The 23,586-nt window shown below is 57.7% G+C and carries 20 protein-coding genes; 14 read left to right on the forward strand and 6 right to left on the reverse strand.

From position 1 onward, the window contains the following. Window positions 1–68: 68 nt before the first annotated feature. From HMPREF3148_RS02900 to HMPREF3148_RS02925, 6 genes are all read left to right on the forward strand, one after another. Window positions 69–1,400 carry a glutamine synthetase family protein gene (locus HMPREF3148_RS02900; protein ID WP_005528586.1) on the forward strand — a complete coding sequence of 444 codons (1,332 nt, stop codon included), beginning with the start codon at window positions 69–71 and terminating at the stop codon, window positions 1,398–1,400. 24 nt (window positions 1,401–1,424) lie between these two features. After that, on the forward strand, window positions 1,425–4,523 hold the full coding sequence (locus HMPREF3148_RS02905; RefSeq protein WP_049062565.1) for a bifunctional [glutamine synthetase] adenylyltransferase/[glutamine synthetase]-adenylyl-L-tyrosine phosphorylase: 3,099 nt from the start codon (window positions 1,425–1,427) through the stop codon (window positions 4,521–4,523). A 112-nt stretch (window positions 4,524–4,635) separates the two neighbouring features. Then, window positions 4,636–4,953 (forward strand): hypothetical protein, encoded by a 318-nt coding sequence (locus HMPREF3148_RS02910; RefSeq protein WP_005528589.1) that lies wholly within the window; start codon window positions 4,636–4,638, stop codon window positions 4,951–4,953. A 21-nt stretch (window positions 4,954–4,974) separates the two neighbouring features. Then, entirely contained in the window at window positions 4,975–5,415 is a 441-nt protein-coding gene (locus tag HMPREF3148_RS02915; protein WP_049062566.1) for a hypothetical protein, read from the forward strand. A 171-nt stretch (window positions 5,416–5,586) separates the two neighbouring features. Beyond that, complete coding sequence (locus HMPREF3148_RS02920) at window positions 5,587–5,796, forward strand: hypothetical protein (RefSeq protein WP_049062567.1); 210 nt, start codon at window positions 5,587–5,589, stop codon at window positions 5,794–5,796. 51 nt (window positions 5,797–5,847) lie between these two features. Next, window positions 5,848–6,567 carry an AAA family ATPase gene (locus HMPREF3148_RS02925; RefSeq protein ID WP_049062568.1) on the forward strand — a complete coding sequence of 240 codons (720 nt, stop codon included), beginning with the start codon at window positions 5,848–5,850 and terminating at the stop codon, window positions 6,565–6,567. On the opposite strand, the gene HMPREF3148_RS02930 is transcribed toward HMPREF3148_RS02925, so the two are convergent. Then, window positions 6,564–7,865 (reverse strand): MFS transporter, encoded by a 1,302-nt coding sequence (locus tag HMPREF3148_RS02930; protein WP_049152493.1) that lies wholly within the window; start codon window positions 7,863–7,865, stop codon window positions 6,564–6,566. The two genes, HMPREF3148_RS02925 and HMPREF3148_RS02930, sit on opposite strands and share 4 nt — an antisense overlap. Window positions 7,866–7,903: 38 nt before the next feature. On the opposite strand from HMPREF3148_RS02930, the gene thrC reads away from it, so the two are divergent. The 5 genes from thrC to HMPREF3148_RS02950 all read left to right on the forward strand — a co-directional run bounded on the left by thrC (window position 7,904) and on the right by HMPREF3148_RS02950 (window position 12,846). Beyond that, the gene (gene thrC / locus HMPREF3148_RS02935) at window positions 7,904–9,352 is read left to right on the forward strand and encodes a threonine synthase (RefSeq protein ID WP_034656791.1); all 1,449 of its coding nucleotides are present in this window, start codon (window positions 7,904–7,906) and stop codon (window positions 9,350–9,352) included. Window positions 9,353–9,361: 9 nt separating this feature from the next. Further along, window positions 9,362–9,529: a hypothetical protein gene (locus HMPREF3148_RS13640; protein ID WP_165033296.1), complete on the forward strand. Its 168-nt coding sequence runs from the start codon at window positions 9,362–9,364 to the stop codon at window positions 9,527–9,529. A gap of 28 nt (window positions 9,530–9,557) precedes the next feature. Continuing rightward, the gene (locus tag HMPREF3148_RS02940) at window positions 9,558–10,439 is read left to right on the forward strand and encodes a trypsin-like serine protease (RefSeq protein WP_236081506.1); all 882 of its coding nucleotides are present in this window, start codon (window positions 9,558–9,560) and stop codon (window positions 10,437–10,439) included. A 47-nt stretch (window positions 10,440–10,486) separates the two neighbouring features. Then, window positions 10,487–11,017, forward strand: a complete 531-nt coding sequence (locus HMPREF3148_RS02945; protein WP_049062570.1) for an NUDIX hydrolase — start codon at window positions 10,487–10,489, stop codon at window positions 11,015–11,017. Between the two features lie 194 nt (window positions 11,018–11,211). Then, a complete protein-coding gene (locus tag HMPREF3148_RS02950; RefSeq protein ID WP_049062571.1) occupies window positions 11,212–12,846 on the forward strand; it encodes a CTP synthase in 1,635 nt (544 codons plus the stop codon). Window positions 12,847–13,001: 155 nt separating this feature from the next. On the opposite strand, the gene HMPREF3148_RS02955 is transcribed toward HMPREF3148_RS02950, so the two are convergent. Beyond that, entirely contained in the window at window positions 13,002–13,364 is a 363-nt protein-coding gene (locus HMPREF3148_RS02955; RefSeq protein ID WP_129721063.1) for a hypothetical protein, read from the reverse strand. Between the two features lie 431 nt (window positions 13,365–13,795). Between HMPREF3148_RS02955 and HMPREF3148_RS02960 the strand changes: the two genes are divergently transcribed. Continuing rightward, entirely contained in the window at window positions 13,796–14,464 is a 669-nt protein-coding gene (locus HMPREF3148_RS02960; protein WP_049147642.1) for a hypothetical protein, read from the forward strand. A gap of 133 nt (window positions 14,465–14,597) precedes the next feature. Here the strand turns inward: HMPREF3148_RS02960 and HMPREF3148_RS02965 are convergent, their stop codons facing one another. From HMPREF3148_RS02965 to HMPREF3148_RS02980, 4 genes are all read right to left on the reverse strand, one after another. Then, on the reverse strand, window positions 14,598–15,395 hold the full coding sequence (locus HMPREF3148_RS02965) for a TIGR02391 family protein (RefSeq protein WP_049152498.1): 798 nt from the start codon (window positions 15,393–15,395) through the stop codon (window positions 14,598–14,600). Window positions 15,396–15,524: 129 nt separating this feature from the next. Beyond that, window positions 15,525–18,128, reverse strand: a complete 2,604-nt coding sequence (locus HMPREF3148_RS02970; protein ID WP_049063054.1) for a DEAD/DEAH box helicase — start codon at window positions 18,126–18,128, stop codon at window positions 15,525–15,527. Between the two features lie 3 nt (window positions 18,129–18,131). Beyond that, entirely contained in the window at window positions 18,132–19,952 is a 1,821-nt protein-coding gene (locus tag HMPREF3148_RS02975) for a site-specific DNA-methyltransferase (RefSeq protein ID WP_049063055.1), read from the reverse strand. Between the two features lie 113 nt (window positions 19,953–20,065). Beyond that, window positions 20,066–20,626: a hypothetical protein gene (locus tag HMPREF3148_RS02980; protein WP_049063056.1), complete on the reverse strand. Its 561-nt coding sequence runs from the start codon at window positions 20,624–20,626 to the stop codon at window positions 20,066–20,068. Window positions 20,627–21,038: 412 nt separating this feature from the next. Between HMPREF3148_RS02980 and HMPREF3148_RS02985 the strand changes: the two genes are divergently transcribed. Continuing rightward, complete coding sequence (locus HMPREF3148_RS02985) at window positions 21,039–22,436, forward strand: hypothetical protein (RefSeq protein WP_049063057.1); 1,398 nt, start codon at window positions 21,039–21,041, stop codon at window positions 22,434–22,436. A 231-nt stretch (window positions 22,437–22,667) separates the two neighbouring features. Then, window positions 22,668–23,586 (forward strand): hypothetical protein (locus HMPREF3148_RS02990; RefSeq protein WP_168163004.1); only part of this gene is annotated, 919 nt, incomplete at its 3' end.

Here is a 23,586-nt window from a genome sequence, read left to right on the forward strand (position 1 = left end):
AAGAAGTGCCCTAAAAGTGTCCGATAGAGTGCACAACGCTCGTTCGATTCGAAGGTAAGGTTTAGAACATGAACAGCCAACATGAATTCGTCCTGCGCACGGTCGAAGAACGCGATATTCGTTTCATTCGCCTGTGGTTCACTGACATTTTGGGTGCACTCAAGTCCGTGGTCATGAGCCCTTCTGAGCTGGAGTCTGCTTTTGAAGAGGGCGTGGGCTTCGATGGTTCATCAATTGAAGGCTTTTCTCGTATTTCTGAGTCGGACACTTTGGCGCTGCCAGATCCGTCGACCTTCCAGATCATGCCTTTCGACCAGGATGATCCGGACATTATCTCAGCGCGAATGTTCTGCGATATCGCGCAGCCGGATGGCCAACCTTCCATGGTGGATCCGCGCCATATCCTGCGCCGCCAGGTAACTGAGAGCGCCAATGAGGGCTTTACCTGCATGGCCGCACCGGAAATTGAGTTCTACCTGTTGGAACAGTCGCTAGACAATACCAATCTCATCGCGACGGATAACGGCGGCTACTTTGACCAAGCCACCCACGATCGTGCGCCAAGCTTCCGCCGCCGCGCCATGTCAGCGCTTGAGGCAATGAGCATCGCCACCGAGTTCAGCCACCACGAAACCGCGCCGGGCCAGCAGGAGATCGATCTGCGCCATGCCGACGTGATGACCATGGCCGATAACATCATGACCTTCCGCCACGTCATTAAACAGGTGGCTGCTGACCAAAAAGTCCAGGCCACGTTCATGCCGAAGCCTTTTGAACACTTGCCAGGCTCCGGCATGCACACGCACTTGAGCCTTTTCGAGGGCGAGCACAATGCATTCCATGATCCAGACGATGAATTCTCCTTGTCCACCACGGCCAAGCAGTTCATCGCGGGCATCCTAGAGCACTCCGTGGAGATGACGGCAGTTACCAACCAGTGGACCAATTCCTACAAGCGCCTGATGTTCGGCAACGAGGCGCCCGGCTCGGCAACCTGGGGCGTATCCAACCGCTCCGCGCTGGTGCGCGTGCCTACCTACCGTTTGGGGAAGGCGGAGTCACGCCGCGTAGAGATCCGCTCCCTGGATTCGGCAATGAACCCATATTTGGGCTACGCGGTGCTTTTGGCAGCCGGCTTGCGTGGCATCAAAGAAGGCTACGAGCTCGGTGATCCCGCTGAGGACGATGTCCATCAGCTCACTCGCCGAGAGCGCCGCGCAATGGGCTACCGTGACCTGCCGGTCAGCCTGGACCAAGCGCTGCGTGAGTTCGAGAAGTCGGAGTTCATGGCAGAGGTCTTGGGCGAGCATGTCTTCGAGTACTTCCTGCGCGCCAAGTGGGACGAATGGCACTCCTACCAGCAGCAGATCACTAACTTCGAGTTGAACCTTAACTACTAAAACGGGAAACCTTCAAGGAATTTCATGCGCCCCATTGCCGTTCCATCACCAGCCACCCTTGGCCTGACGCGTTCCACCGCGTTGGCAGATCTTGAGCAATTGGGATGGAACAATCCAGAGTCCCTTGATCTGCTGTGGACCTTGGCCGCCTCCGGAGACCCAGACCTTACGCTCAATACGCTGATCCGGATCTACGAGGCAGCTCCTGAGCTTGATGCCGAGCTGCGCGCAGACGAAGCATTGCGCGTGCGCACTCTGGCGTTGTTGGGCGCCTCCTCCGCATTTGGCGACCACCTGGCGGCCAATCCTCACCTGTGGTCTGAGCTTGCAAAGCCCTTGCCCACACCCACTGAGATGCTGCAGGAAATGCTGGGCTGCGTCAGCGCTACTCCGGCTGAGTTCGCGCAGTCAGAAGACTCCGCAGAGTCCACTGGCTCGGAATCGGAATCCACACCGGATACCGCCTCTTCCGACCTCAGTACGGCGGGCACCTACCGGGCCGCGGAAGGGGACCACAAAGTCGCCCTCAAATCCACGTATCGCACGCTTATGATGCGCATCGCCGCACACGATGTAGCCGGTACGTTCTACTCTCGCAAAGGCCAGGCGCATCCGCAGCCACGTGTGAAGTTTCAGGAAGTTACGCATTTGCTGACTGCGCTTGCCGACGCCGCCCTGACCGCAGCGCTCGCCGTCGCCGTCCGCACCGTGTTTGGCGAGGACCCCCTCGACGCCAAGCTGGCCATCATGGCGATGGGCAAGTGCGGAGCGGGCGAACTGAACTACATCTCGGACGTCGATGTCATCTTTGTCAGCGACGTCGTCACCCCGAAAATCACCAGGGTCGCCTCCGAATTCAATCGCGTAGGCTCCGCATGCTTTTTCGAAGTCGATGCGAACCTGCGGCCCGAAGGCAAGTCTGGTGCGCTCGTTCGCACCCTCGAATCCCACGTTGCCTACTACAAGCGGTGGGCCGAGACCTGGGAGTTCCAGGCCCTTCTCAAGGCTCGCCCGCAGACCGGCTACCTGCCTTTGGCGCAGGAGTACCTTGCCCAGATTGGCCCGATGGTCTGGACCGCATCGCAGCGCGACTCCTTCGTCGAAGACGTCCAAGCCATGCGTCGCCGAGTACTGGAGAACGTGCCCAAGGAGCTGCGCCAGCGCGAGCTTAAGCTGGGCGAGGGCGGCCTGCGCGACGTCGAGTTCGCTGTCCAGCTGCTCCAGCTGGTACACGGCCGCTCTGACGAAACGCTGCGCGTCTTGTCCACCGTTGATGCCCTTACCGCATTGGTCGCTGCCGGATACGTGGGACGCGAAGACGGCAACCAGCTGATTGACGCCTACGAGTTCCTGCGCTTGCTTGAGCACCGCCTCCAACTCGAGCGTTTCCGCCGCACCCACGTGCTGCCAGAGCCGGATGACACGGCCGCCCTCAAGTGGCTGGCCATCATTGCCGGCTTCAACCCGCAGGGCAATAAGTCCGCTGCCGAGCGCATGAACAAGTACCTGAAGGAAACGCGTTTGCGCATCCAAGACCTACACTCGCGCTTGTTCTACCGCCCACTGCTCAACTCCGTGGTGGCCATGTCTGCAGACGAGCTCAAGCTTTCCCCAGAGGCAGCAAAGCTGCAGCTGGGCGCCCTTGGCTACGCCTACCCAGACCGCGCTTTTGAGCACCTGACCTCCCTGGCTGCGGGCACCACCCGCAAGGCCAAGATCCAGGCTATCTTGCTGCCTACGCTCATGGGCTGGTTGTCCTCGACTGCTGACCCGGATATGGGCCTGCTTAACTACCGCAAGCTTTCTGAAGCTGCGTATGACCGCCAATGGTTCCTGCGCATGCTGCGTGACGAGGGAATCGTGGGCCAAAGGCTCATGATTATCCTGGGCACCTCCCCGTTTGCTGCGGATCTCATCATTAGCGCTCCCGACGTCGTCAAGCAGCTCTCCGACGGCGCCTCCGGCCCGAAGCTCCTGGAGACCAAGCCCGAGCAAGTCTCGAAGTCTCTGGTCAATTCCACCAAGCGCCACGCCGACCCCGACAAGGCCGTGCGCGTTGCGCGTTCCCTGCGCCGCGTGGAGCTAGCCCGCATCGCTGCAGCTGACCTTCTGGGGTTTATGCCTGTGCAGCAGGTTTGTTATGAGTTGTCCACGATTTGGAATGCCGTTCTGGAAGCCGCCCTGCGCGCCGAGGTTCGCGTATGGCTCAACGAGGTAGGAGAGAAGAACCCGCCCGCGCGCATCGCCGTCATCGGCATGGGCCGCCTAGGCGGCATGGAACTCGGATTCGGATCTGACGCGGACGTGATAGTCGTTGCGGAGCCGGCCACCGGAAACGATGAAACTGAGGCTGTGAAGTGGGCGATCGGGATCATCGACAAGCTGCGCAGGCGCCTGTCGAAGCCCTCCGGCGATCCGCCACTCGATGTCGACCTGGGGCTGCGCCCAGAGGGGCGCTCCGGCGCCGTCGTGCGCACCATCGCCTCTTATGAGCGTTACTACCGCGAATGGGGCGAGGCCTGGGAGATGCAGGCGCTGCTGCGCGCTGCGTTCGTGGCCGGTGACCGCAGTGTCGGCGACGAATTCCTCGCCATGGTGGACAAGTTCCGCTACCCAACCGACGGCGTGAGCGAGAAAACCATCCGCGAGATTCGCCGCATGAAAGCACGCGTGGACAACGAACGCCTGCCACGTGGCGCGGACCGCAATACCCACACCAAGCTGGGGCGCGGTGGGCTTACAGATATCGAGTGGACCGTGCAGTTGCTCACGATGATGCATGCCCACGAATTCGAGGACCTGCATGATCCCTCGACGCTGCGGGTTCTGGACGCCGTCGAAAAGCATGAGCTTGTCCCTGCGCACCAGGCACAGATACTGCGCGAAGCATGGCTCATGGCCACCGATGCCCGCAACGCCCTTGTGCTGGTGCGTGGCAAACGCGTGGATCAGCTACCCACTCCAGGCCCGCAGCTGGCCCAGGTGGCGGGCGCTGCCGGATGGGCGCCGGAGGAAAACCAGGAGTTCTTGGACGTCTATCTCAAGACAACGCGCCACGCCCGCAAGGTAGTCGACGAGGTCTTCTGGGGCGAAGCGGAAACCTTCGAGCACGACGAGCGCTAAGGGTTCACCCTGATTTATCCCCGAATTGTGCGCTGGGCCCTGTCGGTAGCGCCGTGTAGTGCCTAGGCTTGGAAAGCGAAAACACTGTCCAGCGCACCAGAAGGAGCTCACCATGTCCTTGAACCTGTCCCTTGACATCACCACCGCCACCCTCGCTGACCTTGAGGCATTCCTCGCCGCCGCGCGTGCTGCGAGCGCTACTGACGACGCCGACCTGGTCCTTGACGGCACCCACCTGCGGGTAGATGTGTCCTCCCCGCGCGCCGAAAAGCCGCAAGCGGAAAACCCACAGGCCACCGCGCATCCGCGGCATAGCGTTGAGCGGCCACTGGGCGATAACGCTATCCGTTCCATTATCGATATTCTCTCTGAGCGACTCGACCCGCCACGCGGAGGCAGCTCTTTTGGTACCTTTGGTCCGAGTATTTAACAGGGAAGTAGACTCATCACCGTGCAGAAAAACAAGATTGCCGCAGTCTGGGCGCTTGTCATTACTATGTCAGTCATCGCCGTAGCGGTTGGGTGGTTCGCCACGACGCGCCATCACCCGCCAGCGAATGCCCAGACGGTAGAAGAGGCAATCGCCGGTGGTGTGCTGCAGATCGAGAATCCTTATTCTCCCACCAACGTAGATGATGAGGACCGGATGTATTCCCTTGCGGAAGCGCTGGGAATTCCTATTGAGTCGATGCCCCGGGAAATATTCGAGTCTGCTTCGAATCGTACTGAAGCGCGTTTGACGATGGTGCAGATTCTCAAAAAGGCCCAAGAGCAGGGCACCCTCAATCGCACTGAGGCTGAGGCAGTGCTTGCCGCTTTTGACGCAGGCCTCATCAACCCCGCCGTGGACACCATCGTTGCGGAAAGCTCACCGGCTCAATGGTTCCGCTGATCGTTGGGCTCTAGACCTCCACCTGGCAACCTCTACCTGTAAGACTTCCCATCAATACACAGTCGCCGTGCAGGGCGGCTCGAAGTTTTCTCCAGCCCAGGACCTTAACCTCAATGTCATAAAGGTCATAAAGGTAACGAATGCATAACGCACTTCGTGTGGAGGAGGAACATGACTTGGCGCGAAAAACTCGGCACAATCGGTGGCATTGGCTTAGCGATTGCCATCCCCATTAGCGGCGGATTCGGTATTTCTTATGCGGTCAATGCGATGCCGCTTGAATCCAGCGTGGAAATCCCCACGAGCAAAGACCCAAGTGCGCACCGTCCGGGCGAAAACCTGGGCGCGGCGTTGCGAGGTGTAGAAGATAAGTCGCATTAGCTGCTCGGTATCAACGCGCCGCGCATACCGTCAGCAAATATAGTAGGGGCTATGCTGCTGCAATCGATTAGCATTTCCGAGCCTCCTTTCGAAGACTATCTGCTGGAGCTGCCCAGCGTGCAATACCTCATCGACCTGCCCTACTTCGAGTTCACAGCGCCGGTGACCTGCTTGGTGGGGGAGAATGGCGCGGGTAAGTCCACGCTTTTAGAAGCGATCGCTGTGGCACTGCGTTTCTCGCCCTTGGGCGGACGGTACGACGACCCAGACCGCGAGCGCGCGCCACTGCGCGGTCTGGCACGCGTGTTGAAGTGCTCCCTTAACGGCAACCTCCACCGCGGTTATTTCTTGCGCGCCGAGACCCACGAATCAGTGCTCAAGGCCGCGAATCAACCAAAGGAGCGTGGCGGCCGCAGCCACCTGCCCATCGACGTCGATCTTCTCAGCCGCTCTCATGGCGAGTCCGTCTTTGACGTTCTCGGCGAATACGTCGATGGACGTGGCCTTTATATCCTTGACGAACCCGAAGCCGGACTGTCAGTGATTCGACAGATGGCACTCATCGCCGAGATTCACCAAGCAGCGCAGCGTGGTGCGCAGTTCATCATCGCAACGCACTCACCGATTCTGCTGGCCGCGCCAGGCGCCGACATCGTCGAGCTAGGGGAGTCCGGCTTCGAAAAAATTCCCTTCGACCAAGCCGAGCCCGTGGTCGCCACGCGGGAGCTTCTCGACGCCCCCGAGGAGACCATTAACTTCCTCATCAACTAGGAAACGCTGACCACGGTCACCTTTGGGCGGTAGCCGCCGCCGCGCTTGCGCAGGAAGTGCGTGACAACTATGCCGAGCATGCCCGCAAGCCAAATGATGAGGGAAGTTACAGCGGCCGCGTGGAAGTCGCCCAGTTCGTAGTGCGGCGCGTGGCCACGGCTATCGAGCACCATGCCAAAAATTTGCGCTGCCACCATCGAAGAGATGAATCCACCCATGTTGGCCAAGCCTGTTGCCGTGGCCACCACGCTGCGTTCCATGTTCTCGCGCACGATGTCGAAGCCATAGTTCGAGCACGGAGAGCACAAGGAAATAGCCACCATGAGGATGAAAAGGCTTAAGAAGCTGTTGCCCCAGAGGAAGAAAGCCGTCCACGACATTATGTTGAGTGTCGTGAAAAACAGTGCCATCCAGTCGCGGAAACCCTGTGCGCGCGAGGAAATCTTGCCGTGAATTGGCCCTAACGTAATCATGCAGATCGTATAAAAGGTCAGCACCGTTCCGGCCTGCACCTTGGAGATTCCTAGTCCCTCCGTCATGAACGGCATTCCCCACAACATGACAAATACAGTCGCACCCAAAAGGCCACAGAAGTGGATGAAAAATCCTTGCCATGCAACGGGGGAACGCAGCACCATGGCCAGGCTGGCGGCCAAGGAATGCGCCTGCGAATTGGGCTGCTCGGCGGGAGTTTCGATGATGCCTAGAGATTCAGGCGTGTCTGCTACGGCAACCGCCGCAGCTAATGCGATGAGGATGCCCGCCGCACCCAAAGCTACAAAGGCCGTGGTCCATCCAGTCCACCCCAAAAGCGCAGCGAAAGGAATAGCGGAGACGAACTGGCCGAGCTGACCCAACGACGAGGTCACCTGGGTAAACATTGGCGTGCGGTGCAAAGGGAACCAATATGGCAGGATGCGCATCACGGATAAGAAAGCCGTGGCGTCGCCCGCTCCAATCAAAAGCCGAGCGGCAATAGCCATCCAATAATTTGTGGTTAAGCCCAGTGCTACCTGTCCCACGCCCATGATGACAGCGCCGATAACGAGCAGTTTGCGAGGGCCATACTTATCAATGAGCACACCCGTAGGAATCTGTGCAAACGCATAGATGCCCAACTGCACCGAGGTGAAGACCGCAATGCGAGAGGCATCGACGTCGAAACGCGCCATCGCTTCCAGCCCCGCCACACCAAAAGAGGTACGCCCGGTAATCGCCACGATGTAGACAAGCATCGCGGCAACCCAAATGGATAAGGCCTTGGTGGTCACAACTTCCCGTGGATTTGGCGCAGACATGGCTGATACTTTACGCCCGCCCTACTAAGATGCAGGGGGTGAAGTTCATTTCTACGCGTGATGCAGCCCGCCAGCCCGCCTCCTTTACGGATATCCTCCTCGGAGGCCTAGCCCCTGATGGAGGTCTTTACCTGCCGGAATCCTATCCGCAGCTTTCCGGTGCCGTGCTTAACGAGTGGCGCCAGCTGCTTGCCGAACAGGGGTATGCGGCCTTGGCCGCGGAGGTGCTCAAGCTCTTCGTGGATGATATACCCACTGATGATCTCGAGGGCATCGCCAAGCGCGCGTACACCTATCCGAAGTTCAGCAGCGAGGAAATTGTCCCCGTGACTGAGCTGGGCGACGGCCTCTTCGTGGGCCACCTCTCCGAAGGCCCCACCGCTGCCTTCAAGGACATGGCCATGCAGCTGCTCGGCGAGCTCTTCGAGTACGAACTCGCGCGCCGTGATGAGACCCTGAACATCCTGGGCGCCACCTCCGGCGATACCGGCTCCTCCGCCGAGTACGCCATGCGCGGCCGCAAGGGCATTCGCGTCTTCATGCTCACCCCAGCCGGGCGCATGACCCCGTTCCAGCAGGCTCAGATGTTCGGCTTGGATGACCCGAACATCTTCAACATTGCCCTCGACGGCGTCTTCGACGACTGCCAGGACGTGGTCAAGGCCACCTCAAACGACGCCGCTTTCAAGAAGGAGTACCGCATCGGTGCGGTCAACTCCATCAACTGGGCACGTCTAATGGCGCAGGTTGTCTACTACATCAACTGCTACCTTAAGATCACCACGGACAATGAGCAGAAGGTCTCCTTCAGCGTTCCTACCGGCAACTTCGGCGACATCTGCGCAGGCCATATCGCACGTTCGATGGGGCTTCCCATCGACAAACTCATCGTGGCCACCAACGAGAACGACGTTCTCGATGAATTTTTCCGCACTGGCAACTACCGCCCGCGCCCCTCGGCTGAGACCTACAAGACCTCCTCGCCATCGATGGATATCTCCCGCGCATCGAACTTCGAGCGCTTCATCTTCGACCTCGTGGGCCGCGACGCGGAGCGCACCGCGGAGCTCTTTGGTCCCAAGCTCAAAGAGGGCGGCTTCGTGCTGAGTAAAGAGGAGCTGGAAAAGGCCCGTGAGCAGTACGGCTTCGTCTCCGGCAGCTCCACCCACGCCGACCGCCTGGCCACCATTAAGGACGTCAACGACACGTACAACTATCTGGTGGATCCGCACACCGCGGACGGCATTAAGGTCGCGCGTGACGCTCAGCAAGAGACCAACATCACCACCCCGATCATCTGCTTGGAGACGGCCCTTCCGGTCAAGTTCTCCGAGACCATTGTCGAGGCGATCGGCACCGAGCCTGCCACTCCGGAGCGTTTCGCTGGCATCATGGACGCAGACCGCCACGTCACGGATCTGCCCAACGACGCGGCGGCGGTGCAGGACTTCATCCGCACCTCCATCGCGAACACCGACGTCAAGTAGGAAGAAGACATGGCACAAGAGCAATTCTCCGGCCCGGAATACTTCACCGAGTTTGACCCAGAGAAGTTCATTCGCGACATGAAGCAGATGGCCGAGATGGAAAAGGAAAACAGGGAAAAGGAAAACAAGACGGGCGAGACCCCGGGAAAGAACACCGATGGTGATGCAGCGGTTTAGACCGCGCTTTTTCACACCACTAGCCGCCGTGGCGCTCGCAATTGGCCTCGGCGGCTGTTCGCTCATTCCTGTGGAGACTCTGCAGCACGCGCTTGGCGACGCCGCGAATGCCCTCACCGCTTCATCCCCACCAGAAGATGCGGCAGCGGCTACCCCTCTCGCAAGTACTGCCCCGGATAGACTCAGCGCTTCTAACCCTGGAACGATCAAACCGGCGGTATCGCCGATGCCGCCTGGTACGGCTCTTGATATCTCCTCCCAAGATCCACAACCAGGTGAGTACTTTGATTTCCAGATGTGTACCGCCGCGTGGTCTTTCACTCTGGAAGATGGCCGTACCTTCGCGGTCACGGCGTCACACTGTGGCCAGGTCGGGGACCGAGTATGGGCTGGCAACGCTCATCGCACGTTTACTTATCCAGCCGAACCTGTTGGTGAGGTGGTCTACTCCGATCTTTTTGCTGAGGATGGGCACGGCCTAGACGTGGCGTTCATCGAGCTGCATGGCGACGTAGGCTACTACACGCCGAAGTATATGGAGGCGAATCTTGCCACTACTGAGGAATTGCCGCAGCAGTTGTGCAAGCTAGGGCGCATCACTGGGGAGACTTGCGGGGAGCTGACCCATGGGCCGGAAAAGAGTGGGCTCAACGCAGGGGATACTCGCCTTGAGACCACCGCCGCGCGTGCCCGAATCTGCGGTACGCAAGGGGATTCGGGAGGACCCATATACGCATCGCTGCCAGGGGGCAACGCTGTTATCGGAGTGGTCTCTGGCACGACCAAGCAAATCCAGGAAAACCATGATTGTTCCGACCATCCAGACATGGAACTGTCCTTTACCCCGGCCGCGGACATCTTTAAACTCATCCCGCAGGTACTTGGCAGCGAAGTGGCCCAGGCTCAGTAGACCTTGTGGATAAACCACAAAGAATGAGGCGGGATAGAGTAGATGCTATGGCGACTCCTGACTACATCCTCACATTGCGTGAAAAAATTGGCCACGACCAACTCTTCCTGCCGGCTTGCACGGCGGTCATCATTCGTGACGTGCCCATGAACGCTGCGCTGTGGGAAGTGCCGTCGGTGCTTCTCGTGCAGCGCGCGGACAATGAGACGTGGGCGCCGGTGGAAGGCATCTGCGAGCCAGGAGAGGAAATCACCACCACAGCGATTCGCGAGGTCAAAGAGGAAATTGGCCTCGATGCGAAGGCTGAGGCGCTGCTCGGAGTAGGTCAGGTTGGGCCGGTTGTTTACGGCAATGGCGACGAGTGCATGTTCATGTCCACCGCCCTGCGTTTGAGTGTTCCGGATGGGGCGGAGCCGGTTGTCTCTGACGAGGAAAACTTGGCGGCGCAGTGGTTCTCGGTGGCGCAGATGCCGGCGTCGCTAAGCGCGCGCAATCGCATGATCATCGGTGATGCAGTTGCCCAAATGAAGCACCCGCAGGGCTTCCGCCCGCGTATGGGATTTGTGAAGCGAAATTAGCGTTTCCTGCCGCAGTGAAAAATGCCCTCCTAGCTGCATATCTGTCGTCTGATTGTTTTCTGGGCTGATTCGGTGATAGCCTGAAGATCCGTAGGTCGCCGCGTGAGGCGCCCGCGGATTTTTTTGATCGTGGGGTCATAACGTTGCGCATTGCCTGCCGCATTCGCAGTCAAAACTCCCGAAAGGCGCATATCATGCCATCGCGCTCCAGTCAGCAGACCAAGTTCATTTTTGTCACCGGAGGCGTCGTGTCCTCCCTGGGTAAGGGCCTGACGGCGGCGTCGCTGGGTCAACTGCTCATCGCCCGCGGGCTCTCCGTGACCATGCAGAAGCTCGACCCATACCTCAACGTAGATCCAGGAACGATGAATCCGTTTGAGCATGGCGAGGTCTTCGTTACGGAGGACGGCGCTGAGACCGACCTCGACCTCGGCCACTATGAGCGTTTCCTCGACCGCAACCTGACCAAGAACGCCAACGTGACCACGGGCAAGGTGTACTCCTCGGTGATCGCCAAGGAGCGCCGCGGTGAATACTTGGGCAAGACCGTGCAGGTCATCCCGCATATCACGGATGAAATCAAGGACCGTGTGTTAGCCATGGCCGAACCGGATGCTGAGGGCAACGTGCCGGACGTGGTTATTTCTGAAATCGGTGGCACGGTCGGCGACATCGAATCTCAGCCCTTCCTCGAAGCCGCCCGCCAGGTGCGCCACGCGGTAGGACGCGAGAACATCTTCTTCATTCACTGCTCGCTGGTGCCGTACCTGGGCACGTCGGGGGAGCTGAAGACTAAGCCGACCCAGCACTCGGTGGCTGAGCTGCGCTCCATCGGCATTGTGCCGGATGCGGTGGTGCTGCGCTGCGACCGCGTGGTGCCAGATGGCCTGAAGCACAAGATCGCGCTGATGACCGACGTAGACGAGGAAGGCGTAGTGTCCTGCCCAGACTCGCCGTCCATTTATGACATTCCGGAGGTGCTCTACAGGGAGCACCTGGATACCTTTGTGATTCGCAAGCTGGGGCTGCCATTCCGTGATGTGGATTGGACGCAGTGGGGCGATCTGCTCGATCGCGTGCACAACCCGCAGCGCGAGGTCACCGTGGGCATCGTAGGCAAGTACATTGACCTGCAGGATGCGTATCTGTCGGTGGCGGAGGCTATCCGCCACGCCGCATTTGCCCACCATGCGAAGGCAAACATTAAGTGGATTACCTCAGATGACTGCGAGACCGACGCAGCCGGCCAGCTGGGCGAGCTCGATGCGATTGTGGTGCCGGGCGGATTTGGCGTGCGCGGGATTGAGGGCAAGATTGCGGCGGTGTCTTATGCCCGTGAGAAGAAGGTTCCGTTCCTGGGCTTGTGTTTGGGGCTGCAGTGCACGGTGCTTGAGGCGGCGCGACGGGCGGGTATTTCGGATGCGTCCTCGACGGAGTTCGACCCGAATACGCCATCGCCGGTTATTGCGACGATGGAGGAGCAGCAGGCGGCAGTAGCCGGCGAAGCCGATTTGGGTGGCACCATGCGCTTGGGCGCATACCCGGCGACGTTGCAGGAAGGCTCCGTTGTGGCTGCGGCCTATGGAGCCACCGAGGTCTCTGAGCGTCACCGCCACCGCTACGAGGTCAACAACGCCTACCGCGAGCAGATTACTGAGGGCTCCGGCCTCGTATTCTCCGGCACTTCGCCCGATGGAAAGCTGGTGGAGTTTGTTGAGTACCCTGAGCACCCATTCATGGTGGCTACCCAGGCGCACCCGGAGTACAAGTCGCGCCCGACGCGTCCGCACCCGCTGTTTAACGGGCTGGTTGCTGCTGCGCTGAGCTAAAAACAGCCGAAAGTGCGCTCAGCGTCAGCGGTTGATGTGCACTTTGACCATCTTGTGCTGCCTCGATGGGGTGTTTGGGGCGGAAAGATGCTTCGAATGCAGGGGTGCGTTGGGGATGCCGTGGTGCGGACGCAGGTTGGTAGCCGATGCGGAGCTTAGTGGTGCTTGACGACGTCGCGAAGCGTGTCTGCGTCCTCGACCACGAAGATGCGGCCGGAGGCGATGGAGTCGAAGACCTCCTCGTAGGAGGTCCACGGATGCGAAGAGTCAACGCAGACTAGGACGGCGTCGTCGACGGTGATGAGCAGTTCACCGCGGGAAGCGAGCGCAAAGAAGAGTTCGCAGTCGGAATAGGCGTAGCGCCAAGCGGTGGCATAGAAGTCACGCGCGCCGGGGAAGGAGGTCTCCAGTAGCAGCGTTGAGGTTAGAAGAAAGATGCCATCGCGCGGCAAAGGCACGAGAATCTCCCTGATCGCAGGCATGTTTGCTTGGGCCAAGGAAACAAAGGTTAAAGGCATAACCTTCACCTTAACGCGCTGCATTCATTTTCTACTGAGATGAGGGGGCCGACGCCGCTGATTGTACGCTCGCAAAGAATCGGAGTCGAAAGCCTGCTAAAACGCCAGAACCCGCGCCCAGAAGCGCGGGTGGTAGCTCTAAACAGAGGGGGACATTTGCGTTTCTCTTTGACCAGTGCGAACACACCCCCACAGTGACCCTTCACGACGAAACCCCCTCTGATTTCACGGCGCCGGAGCTTTACGCAGGTCAACCAGGTTAAGTTCACGCGGTTACCCCAACCGAAAGTGCTCACGCTGCAAGCGTCAGAAGGGCGAGTCAGGTTAGTGTCGCACGGTGTCGCTGCGTTTCTATTTGGCGTGCAAGCGAACGGGGCATCAAGGAAAACCTTCCCGAAAGACCGCGTGGCTTTCCCGCTGAAACTGATTAGATGGGAAATGTGGAACATCTACCATTCGATACTCTTTCATTATTCGTCGCAGCAGCGGCGCTGTTTGTTTCGCTTGTTGCGCTGCTTCTGTCCTGGCGTCAGCTTCACGAAGCGACAACTTCCAACGGCGGTCGTGGAATGAATATCAGTGTTAAGCACATCTCTCGTGAAGATGTCAGCTCAGAAGATGCCGTGAAAATAGACGAGGCGCTCGCGGGAATGAGGCACGAGTATGTTCCGTTCATGGTGTCCTTCGAGGTTACGGGGCCAGCCGAGTACTACCAGGTGATCCCATACACTTGGGGGAAGGACGGAGTGAGTGATCGGACTGGATTTGAAGAGCCCATCCCTAAGCTCACATGTGAAGATGAGAGGGTCAGTGTAGTTTCAATGATCCAGAAGGAACTCATTGATGGGATCAGATTTGGTGTGGCGTGGCTTCAACCTGATGGAGTCGGTCTGAAACCTGGAGCCATCCGCTTCGACTTGAACGGGGACTTAGAGGAGTGGGTGTGGAGGAATCGCTTCGTTTCCAAACTGCCGTTCGTCAATCCAGGGCGATGGAAACCACGCAAAACCCCAAGACCATCCGTTGGTCCGCTGACTCAGCCATGGGAACTTCGACAAGCTCGTAGGCTAAGTTTCATCGGCAAGAAGCGACTGCAATAACAGAAAAACTGAACACGGACCCCGCTGGGCATTTATAAATAACTTCCTGAACTGTGCTAATGCAGGCCCCGAGTCTCAGTTTCCCACGAAAATGTTCCACTAATTCCCATTGCGAAACCGGCTGTGTCCGTGGCTAAGCTCTTAAAGTAGCGTCGTCGAGGCGCCGGTGAACATACGACAGCAGCGACAATGCCTCGTAGAGTTCCGTTTCTGTCACTATTCGGTTCAGTCTCGGGTCGTGTGCGGTCGGGTTTCGATACAAGCCACCAATCGACTTCACGAGATTACACAGCCCATTTTGTTCGTTTTGCTCAGTCTCGGTGTTAAGACTGTTGATGGCTAAGATGCCACTCTTTGTAGACAGTGCCGCGTCTGCTAATGCCGAACCGTCGATGCCCAAACCCGTCATGTCCCGCAAGCGCTGAAACACGGACTTTGAGGCTTCCAAGACCGCGTGAAGGTAACCGTGGCGCAGAATCTCTTCCTCGCAGTAGGCCAGGACCTCCTTGTGGGTACCACGTCGGTTTAGCTCCTCCCGCACTGTGTTGGTGAGTCGCTGGGCTTCCATTGGGGTCGATGCGCCCTTTGTCCGTGCTATTCCACCCTCATCGTTTACCTTGAGACCGTGGAGCACAAGAACTGGGTTGATGAGGCGTCGCCTGATGTCAAACAGTTCTGAGTTGTGGACGTAGCGGGCCGGAGCGAAGGCGCGTGCGAGGAACGTGATTACGCGGTCGGCGTTGCCGCGGGTGCGTTGGGAGTGGTCAAAAGCGGCTACCAGTCGCTTCCACTTTGTAATTTCGCCAGGGTCGTACATGTTGAGCTGGTGAAGGAGTTGCTCGATCTCGCGGCCGGTGAGACCATTTTCCGTGTCGCCGATAGCTTTGGCTAGTGAGGTAAGCGTTGCAGATGGGAATGACGGTGTGCTCATAGACTTAGAGTCTATTTCCTTGATTGCGTTGGCAAGACACCTCACGGGAGGACGGACAAAACCCCTGCTGCACGAGTGCCTGAGTGGGCGCTCATGCAGCAGGGGCCTCAAACCTAGGCGACTTGATTCTTAACTCGGCAGCATCCTCTCCACGCAGCCAATACTAATGAGCTCTGCAAACGAGTCGCTGTTGCGAATGTCGCTCTCGAACGCAATCAGGTACGCCCAGGTGGCGTCCTGGTAGTCCGGGTGAGCCACCAGGGAACGTAATAGACGCTCGGTGGCTTCACGCTTGCGTAAAACGATCTCGTCCTCGCGCTTGTCGTCGGCCTTACCTTCAATAATCCAATAGGTTCCGTCTGTGCCCAGCACGACGAAATCAGGAATATAGTCGTTGCGCGTGGTGTAGGCGACCTTCGCCCCGTTGTCCTCATAGATACGCGTCCACCACGTCACGTTCGGGTCGAAGTTGAGTAGCCGGGCGAGTTGGTACTCGGCAGTAAACGAGTCGAAGGCGGCGGCGTCGAACAAGCCTTTGTCCCATGGTCCGTAGTACTGCTTGGCTGCAAACCCAGCGTCCTTGGTGCGCGTCTTCTGGTTCACGTTCTCCAGCGGTTTCTGTACCGTCCGGCCAACGGGAAGGATGTAGGAGGTCTGCACCGGCAGAGTTACTGGGTGGACAGTGACCTCAGTGAACGTGTTCTTCGCAACCGCAGCCTTCGCTTCCTGCTTTACCATGTCCAGCAGACTCACCACTGCGGACTCCTTGGCCTTGACAGTCCACTTCTCAACCCCGGAGGCTTTCATAAACGTCGGGACAATGCTACGGCGCAGCACCGCGTCATTTTCTTTCGTCGCCTGGAAAAGCCCCGTTCGCATGAGCCTATTCGTCAGCTCACTCTCCACCTTGCTTGTCGATTCCCTGAAACTCGGCACAGACTGGCGTTCCATGTGCTTCACACCCAGTTTGTCGGCGGCTTCTTCGACGATGATCTTTGCGCGGTCAAGAAGTTCCCCGTGGTCAGTGACTTTCTTCGCGGCCTCGACGATCACCGAGGTGGGAATATCCACCAAGCTGAACGGGCGCTGTGTCTCAGTCATTGTCGAGGAGGGGAACGTAAAGGTCTGCCCCTCAAACGCCTCGTTCACTTTTACGACAACCGGCGCGACAATCTCGACACCAGTGGTGATCTCCTCGTCATCGCCTACGTTTCGAGCCCCGATAGGAAGACCCGAACCGGCAGACGGTACGCCAGTTGCTGAATGGTCCTGATCCCCGGTGGTCGCGCCGGCTCCATTGCCATCTCCAGTATTGTCGTCAGCTTCGGTACCCGTCCCAATCTCGCCGCCGGTCACACCAGGATCAACAACAGGGGATACGCTGCCGCCGCTCGGTGGCAAGACCAATTCCGGCTTGACGCCTGGAATGTCTTCCTCGATACCGAACTCACGCAGCACGTTCTCCGACGTCAACAAGTCAACGAATGACTTATGGGAGATAATATCAAGCTCGTCGATGGCAGGAACTCTCGTGAGCTTGCCAAAGGGCAAGCGAAGGCCACGGCCCATTACCTGCTGGGTGAGCACTTCCGAGCCCATTGCGCGCAGGGTACACATCACCGCAATACGCTTCGTGTCCCACCCTTCGCGCAGTTTATTTACGGACACGATGACCCGGACAGGGGAGTTCGGTTCGTCAAGGTTTCGTAGCAGGGTTTGCGTTGTCGCGTCATCGTGCTGGTTATCGACCTGGAGGACGGCATGGACGGCGTTCGGGTCTGGGAAGTACGTGTTGCGCAACGTCGTCGCGGTTTCCGTCGCGTGGTTGACATCGGTACACACGACGAAAAGAAGTGGCTTCGTTTGCTTGCCGTCAGGGTGTGCTTCTCGGTGCAGACGGTATGCCTCCTCCTTCAAAGCCAAAAGAGACATAGCGTCCTGGAGCTGGCGCTCCGCCTCGCCCTTTTTGTAGCCCTTGTCGCGGTAGACCAAGACGGGTTGTTTGACGAACCCGTGGGAGATCGCCCTCCATAACGGGTAGCGGAAAACAACGTCATCGTCCTTGGACGATGACGCAGTAAGTCCCACTGTCGCAGCAGGATGGAAGGCCTTCAACGATTCTTGGAAACGCGCAGCAGTAGAACCAAACAAGTGAGCTTCGTCGACGATCACCACTAGGTCGTCCAGTTCAATAAGACGTTCTGCGAGGATGCCCGTCTCCTCCTGGAAACGCCACGTCTTGCGACGCTGGGCCTCCACGCCAGTCGCCTCGTTCTTGCCTCCGTCTTTTGGTGGGAACAGCTGCTGGACGTTAAAAATGTAGACCGTGGACGCACCCTCACCGGCGAACAGGTGGTACCACGACTCACCCAAGCGCAGCTTATGCACGTCGTCTGGAGTGACCAAGGCAGGTGGGATGTCAAAACCACCGATGTAGCGGTTCGACCCCTGCGAGAAGTCAGCGACCGTCTTGTTCTGCACCACAGTGTTCGGGGTAACTAGCATCACATTCATCACGCCTTGGCGGCGCAGGTATTCCACTAGCGACGCCATGATGTACGTCTTGCCGACACCAGTGGCAAGGTCGAGGAGCAACTGCTTCTGTGGGTCAAAATCGCCACTTTCCAGGCGTCGAACAATGGCCTTGAGCGCTTCAACATTCGGCTGACGCAAGTCGAACTTGGCCTTCATCTGCTCGATCAAATTCTCGTCGTAGGAGATATTCAGCGGCATGGTCTAGTTCTCCTCTTCTTCGCCAAATGGGAACAAGTCAAGTGGGACGTGGACTACGCGGGAGCCATTCTTGTAGGAACGGACCACATCGCGCACCCCCTCGTCCAGGTTGGTTGCAGCAAACAAAATCGAATGACCCTCCGGCAGGTGCGCCATAAGGTCGCCCACCTTGGCTTCGGTGAGTACACCCTCCACGACGGCTAGATGCTCGTTGTTACGGCGACCGGAGAAGTGTGGGTCACTGGCCGACAGATGGAACCCCAGGTTTGCCGCCACCGAAGCGATCAGCGTTTCGCCTGTCGCAGCGTCGGTTAGATGCGTGTATCCGGTCTCTGGGGTGTAGTCGTAGCATGACGGGGCGAGCTTGGCGACGGTGAACCCACCTCCGCCGAGCCAATTCACCACGTCGCCTGAGTTCTTCGTTTTCACCAGTGCTTTCAGAGCCTTGATGTCGGCGGACTTCTTGAGGCTGTCGTGCTCCTTGATTGCTTTGTTCAGTAGACTCGTGAGCTTTTGCGCGTCTTCTGGTGTCATACCTTCCGGCAGGCCATTTTCGGTGTCGTCGATACGCTCACTCTTTGACGTGGAAATTCCCCCCATGTCTTCGCCGTTCACCACCTTTGTCAGACGAGGGAGTGTAAAGCGGTGAAAGGTGTCCTCCAGGAGTTCGCACGTCACCCAGCGCCGTCCCATTTTTTGGGCTACCGCAGCGGTAGTACCCGAACCGGCAAACACATCGAGGACGATGTCGCCGGGGTTGGTGGCGATGTGGATGATGCGTTCGAGGAGGCGTTCGGGCTTGGGTGTGGCAAAGGGCGTTTGGCCTGGAAAAAGGGTTTGGATTTCCTTTTTGGCCGATGTCGTCGTTCCTACCTCATTGGCGAGCCAAAGGGACTCTGGGACGATGGTAGATTCGATTTCCGACTCGAAGCGTTTCAATTGAGGTGACGCGTCTCCATTGGAACCGAACCAAATTCTGTTGTCTGCAAGTAGTGCCTCGTATGCCTCTAGGGGGCGAGGCCAGCACCTTCCCTTTGGCGGTTTCACCACTCGGCCAGAAGGTAGCGTGATTGGGTATTCCATGTTCGGCCGAATCCCCGGTGCGGCGAATGGGGCAAGTTTCCAAGGGCCACGAGGGTCGTTATCTGGGTTTTTGAACGTTGAAACAAACGGTATCTTATTCAGGTTCCCCCTGATATTGTTCCGTTGCTTTGAATAGCAGGTGATGTAATCGTGGGAGACTGAAATATCTGCATCATTCGATTTTGATGTACGCTTTTGCCAAGTGAATTCGCATATAAAATTGCTGGCCCCAAACACCTCGTCCATAAGTAGGCGCATCCGGTGGTTTTCCACATCGTCAAGGTGAACCCAAATCGAGCCGTCCTCGCTCAACAGCTCTCGCAAGTGCAGTAGGCGGTCGCGCATCATGGTTAGCCAGACTGAGTGCTCAAGGTTGTCCTCGTAGTTAGCGAAAGTCTGCGCCGTATTGAACGGCGGGTCGATGTAGACGCACTTGACCTTTCCGACATATTTGTCGCGGAATTCCGGCACGCGTGTCAGTGCCTCTAGAACATCCCCGGATTCTCCCTGAATGAGCAAGTTGTCGCTCTGTGGCTCCAAATCGGCACGTTCCCCGTATTGCACCCCGTCCCGCTTCTCGTTTCGCCGACCCGTCACCTTTTCGGGAACCGTCAAGGTGTGCGTTTCGCAGTACCGCGGGTCGCGGGGGTCGACCCAGGTGTACCCATATTTTCCGGCTTCTGTGGGAATGAGTGCCTTGTCTTTATTGAACCAGGTCAGCTCAAGTTTTTGTGGGGGCATGGTTCCTTCTGAAATTCGTGTCTGGATGTTTGCTGAAAAGTCTTTTTTCAATGGTAGCAATTAGGTGGATAGACCCCATTGCTTTTAGTGGCATAGGGGCGCAGTCGGAGGGGCTACTGCGTGCTGGTGAGGATGCCAAGCATCGCGGTGGCGAACTTCCCGTAGCTATCGAGCGCCGGACCAATGGCTGTGAACGCCCCCAGCAGTCGCCCAGGCTGTTTTCCGTTTTCAGTTGCTGCGAGCACCGTGTCGGCTTCCGCGACGTGGCCGTCGTGACGGAGCGCTTCGGCAAGGGCAAGGACCTGTGCTTCGGACACTGCGAGGGTGACATTCTGTGTGTTGCCGGAGCCGATAATTCCCGCGTTTACAGGGGCATTGAAGTTGAAGACTGGGGCCGGAGTTGGCGTTGGTTCGGGGCGAGTGGTGGCAAGACCCGCGGCGACTTCTTCACCGTCTGCGGTCAACATGCCGCACCACATGACGTGGTTCATGTCGGAATGGGATTGCTTGGTCATGTAGCCGTTGTCGATACACCAATGACCGACTTTGAAAATGCTCTCGGCAGCAACGCCGTGGCGCTCGCCTAGGGCGGTGGCGTTGAGGTCGCGTAGTGGGTGCTGTCCAACTTCGCGGATCAGGTCGTCGGCGATGGTGTATTTATCGGACTGGGACATTAAGGGCATCTCCTTGAATTATGGGGGATTGGTGTTATTGCTACCTTATTCCGTTGCCTGGACAGCCCTCTGGAACTGCCGTACCCATGTTCGATATATGCATTTGGTGGCTGTTTACTGTGGTTGCGTCAGTCGCTGCGTCCCAATCAGTGGCAGAAGTAATTTTGCGGTGCTTACCCGGAGGATAGGGGATTCAGGAAACCTCCCTGCCGGCACCTAGCCACCTGTATACAACCAGCTACCACGTCGTATCAAACGCGATACCACGAATAGTTTTGCAGTGAATGGAAGCTCTGCGGTAGCCCACGAACTCTAGGAGCCCCCAGGTCGCAGTCCCGCACTGGAGCAACCCACCGTGACCCCTAAGGGCTTTCAGGCTGCGCGACCGGGCTACCCATTCGATAATGAGCCTATGGCTGCGACGACCCTCAACGAGCGTCAAAAGGAAGTCCTGCACTGGATCAACGACGGTTGCCCGGCGGACTCGGTTCCACAAGGTAACTATAAGATTTCCGCTCGCTCCCTAGAGGGCCACGGTCTCGTGAAAATCAAGGGCCATGGACAGACCTGGAAAGCCACGGTGACTGCGCGTGGTAAACGAGTCCTCGCCGGCATCGAACCATTGGTGAAACAACGCAAGCGCACCGCAGTCTTTCCACCTCGGCCAATCGAACGCCCGGCGCCCGTTCCTCCGCCACCTCCAAAGCCCAGTGACGAAGTGGTCGAGGCGCTGTACAAGCGCCTGCGCAACCCGAAAGGTGTGGCGTACCGCGCCCTGTGCTCCGAGGAGAGCTTTAAGACTATCTGGGAGCCAAGGCTCAAAGCCCTAGCGCACCGCGAGGACCTTATTGGCGAAGACATGGTTTTGCATTACGAGTTTGCCCCGCGGCATTACCTGCGTGAACCGGCGTCGCACGTTTGGGTTGCTCTTGTGAAGAAGGTCGTCTTTGACCCCCGCAACCTGGACATTGCAACAGGGGAGAAACGAGTCAACAAGTTTCACCCCATGGTCGGCAAGTTCTCCGAGGGCAAGCACTTCAAGGTTTCTCCCCAGACGCAACCCCGTGCCCGCCGTTTACTGCACGTCCTGTTCAAAGAAGTCGAACGCCTTGCCTGGACAGTGGCGTACGAGAGAGATGAACGGTACTACAGCTATGCCCACAACGTTCCCAGCTATGTGAAAGTGAAGACGAAACACCGAAGCTATGAAGTCAAGGTGGTGGAGGCTCACGACTCCTTCCAGCGCGAGCCTACGAAACAGGAAATCGAAGAGCACAGGAGGTGGGCTGGAAGCTCTGACATGCCCACTCGAAAGTTCTACACCCAAGTCAAAAACGGGCGGCTGAGCATCGAAGTTGGGTTTCGGTCCGTTAGGGACACCAAGCGCAAGCCCGAACGGCTGGACACAGAACTTTCTGACCTCCTAGACGCGCTAGTCGAGATCGAATTGGCCGACAGTGTCCGGGCGGAAATGAAGGAGATTCAGGACTCCGCTTGGCAGCGCCGTCTCGACACCGCAGCGAAGCTCGTAGCGCAGCGCGTTCAGGAAGACCATGAGTGGAAAACACTGACAGAACAAGCGGCTAGGTGGCATGAGTATGTCTCCGTGCAGCAGTTCTTGGCGGCGGCGCGGGAGGGAGGTGTGGACCCTGACTACCTAGCGTGGAGTGCTCGGGTCGTGGGGCGGGTGAAGCCCCTGTCGGATGTAGAGATTCCAGCTCCCGCAAAGTTCGACCGCTACGACCACCGAGCCGAGATCGAAGCGGTGGCGGGGCGGTTGACGGACGACTTTCAGTGGTGGGACGAGTGACGGTTACTGGTCGGAAATTTCAGTTAAGAGTTTCAGTGCTTGGCATTCTGAGTTCAGGAACGGGGTTCCGTTTCCGTGCCAGGGCAAAGTGTGGGCAGTCTATGAAGGGTAAAAATGCCTAGCGTGCAAGAGTGTTTCTAATTCCTTATGTCGTAGTATTTAATATGAAAAGTTGAGCTGAAAGTGCCTGGCTGATTGTGTCAATACTTTCGACATGAGGAGAGTGTTTCTGTGGGCCGTCGAGTGCTAACCGTCAGTGAAGTCACGTTTCGACAAAAGAGAAATCCTAAAGGGAAATCTTTCGAGCCGGCTGATCTCGACGGGGCCGATCTGTTAGAGGTTTTCGGAGATTGGATCAAGAACCTAAGCTCTGACGACACCAAGGATGATGTTCAGCAAAAGTTCCTCAAGGTAAGTGACTCAAAGCTCGTCGCAGAGCGCGTCTTATTTTTGCAGGTGAGCATTGGTTCCTACGGCGAGGGTGGTGAAGTCATCGAGGTGGAAACCGAAAGGGTAACGGCCAGATTTTCAGAAAATGAGGTGCCAGTCGGAGAGAATCGACTGCTTCTCTTTGTCCCAAAGCGCGGAACGAAAGCCTACCTCTTCTCTGAGGAGTCGTCACGAGGCAGTTCGGGCCGAATTATTTTGAAGAGGTTTAAGAAGTACTTCGGAGAATACTCGACGAAAGTGCTTTGTGAATTTCAATCAGTTGTTGAAAGCGAAGCCTGGATTGAAGCTGCGAAGCTAAAAGAGGTCGAAGTCAGAGTTGAAGGTAGGAGCACTGACGTCGACGGAAATATCGTGGAGACAGGTACCTTGTGTCACATCGCCCGACCGAAAAAGAGGCAGTTCTTTTCCTCCGATCTGCTCGGGAAATTGAGAGACAAAAAGAACATTTCAAAGGTTGTCGGGGTAGGTGAACTACCGGAGGGCCCAGAGGTTTATGTGACCATGGTTCACAACAACCGACAGAAGAAGTTTGAACTCGGAGACATTGAAGCCCCATTAGTCCGAGAAGTGCTCAATGACTCTAACGAACCAGTCTTGACTGACACTGAACTCTTGGCTCGATGTGAAGAGAGGGGCATGGAATTTTGCGAGAGACTAGGTAATGATTGTTATGTCCATGGGCTTTTTGGACACGGAGTCC

This window comes from Corynebacterium sp. HMSC05D08, from assembly GCF_001807215.1.
Classification (GTDB): Bacteria; Actinomycetota; Actinomycetes; order Mycobacteriales; family Mycobacteriaceae; genus Corynebacterium; species Corynebacterium striatum.

Bases quoted from the DNA above. Each gene is read 5' to 3' on its own strand.
- HMPREF3148_RS02900 (WP_005528586.1), top strand. From the start codon at position 69: ATGAACAGCCAACATGAATTCGTCCTGCGCACGGTCGAAGAACGCGAT.
- HMPREF3148_RS02905 (WP_049062565.1), top strand. From the start codon at position 1,425: ATGCGCCCCATTGCCGTTCCATCACCAGCCACCCTTGGCCTGACGCGT.
- HMPREF3148_RS02910 (WP_005528589.1), top strand. From the start codon at position 4,636: ATGTCCTTGAACCTGTCCCTTGACATCACCACCGCCACCCTCGCTGAC.
- HMPREF3148_RS02920 (WP_049062567.1), top strand. From the start codon at position 5,587: ATGACTTGGCGCGAAAAACTCGGCACAATCGGTGGCATTGGCTTAGCG.
- HMPREF3148_RS02925 (WP_049062568.1), top strand. From the start codon at position 5,848: ATGCTGCTGCAATCGATTAGCATTTCCGAGCCTCCTTTCGAAGACTAT.
- HMPREF3148_RS02930 (WP_049152493.1), bottom strand. From the start codon at position 7,865: ATGTCTGCGCCAAATCCACGGGAAGTTGTGACCACCAAGGCCTTATCC.
- HMPREF3148_RS13640 (WP_165033296.1), top strand. From the start codon at position 9,362: ATGGCACAAGAGCAATTCTCCGGCCCGGAATACTTCACCGAGTTTGAC.
- HMPREF3148_RS02945 (WP_049062570.1), top strand. From the start codon at position 10,487: ATGGCGACTCCTGACTACATCCTCACATTGCGTGAAAAAATTGGCCAC.
- HMPREF3148_RS02950 (WP_049062571.1), top strand. From the start codon at position 11,212: ATGCCATCGCGCTCCAGTCAGCAGACCAAGTTCATTTTTGTCACCGGA.
- HMPREF3148_RS02955 (WP_129721063.1), bottom strand. From the start codon at position 13,364: ATGCCTTTAACCTTTGTTTCCTTGGCCCAAGCAAACATGCCTGCGATC.
- HMPREF3148_RS02960 (WP_049147642.1), top strand. From the start codon at position 13,796: ATGGGAAATGTGGAACATCTACCATTCGATACTCTTTCATTATTCGTC.
- HMPREF3148_RS02965 (WP_049152498.1), bottom strand. From the start codon at position 15,395: ATGAGCACACCGTCATTCCCATCTGCAACGCTTACCTCACTAGCCAAA.
- HMPREF3148_RS02970 (WP_049063054.1), bottom strand. From the start codon at position 18,128: ATGCCGCTGAATATCTCCTACGACGAGAATTTGATCGAGCAGATGAAG.
- HMPREF3148_RS02975 (WP_049063055.1), bottom strand. From the start codon at position 19,952: ATGCCCCCACAAAAACTTGAGCTGACCTGGTTCAATAAAGACAAGGCA.
- HMPREF3148_RS02980 (WP_049063056.1), bottom strand. From the start codon at position 20,626: ATGTCCCAGTCCGATAAATACACCATCGCCGACGACCTGATCCGCGAA.
- HMPREF3148_RS02985 (WP_049063057.1), top strand. From the start codon at position 21,039: ATGGCTGCGACGACCCTCAACGAGCGTCAAAAGGAAGTCCTGCACTGG.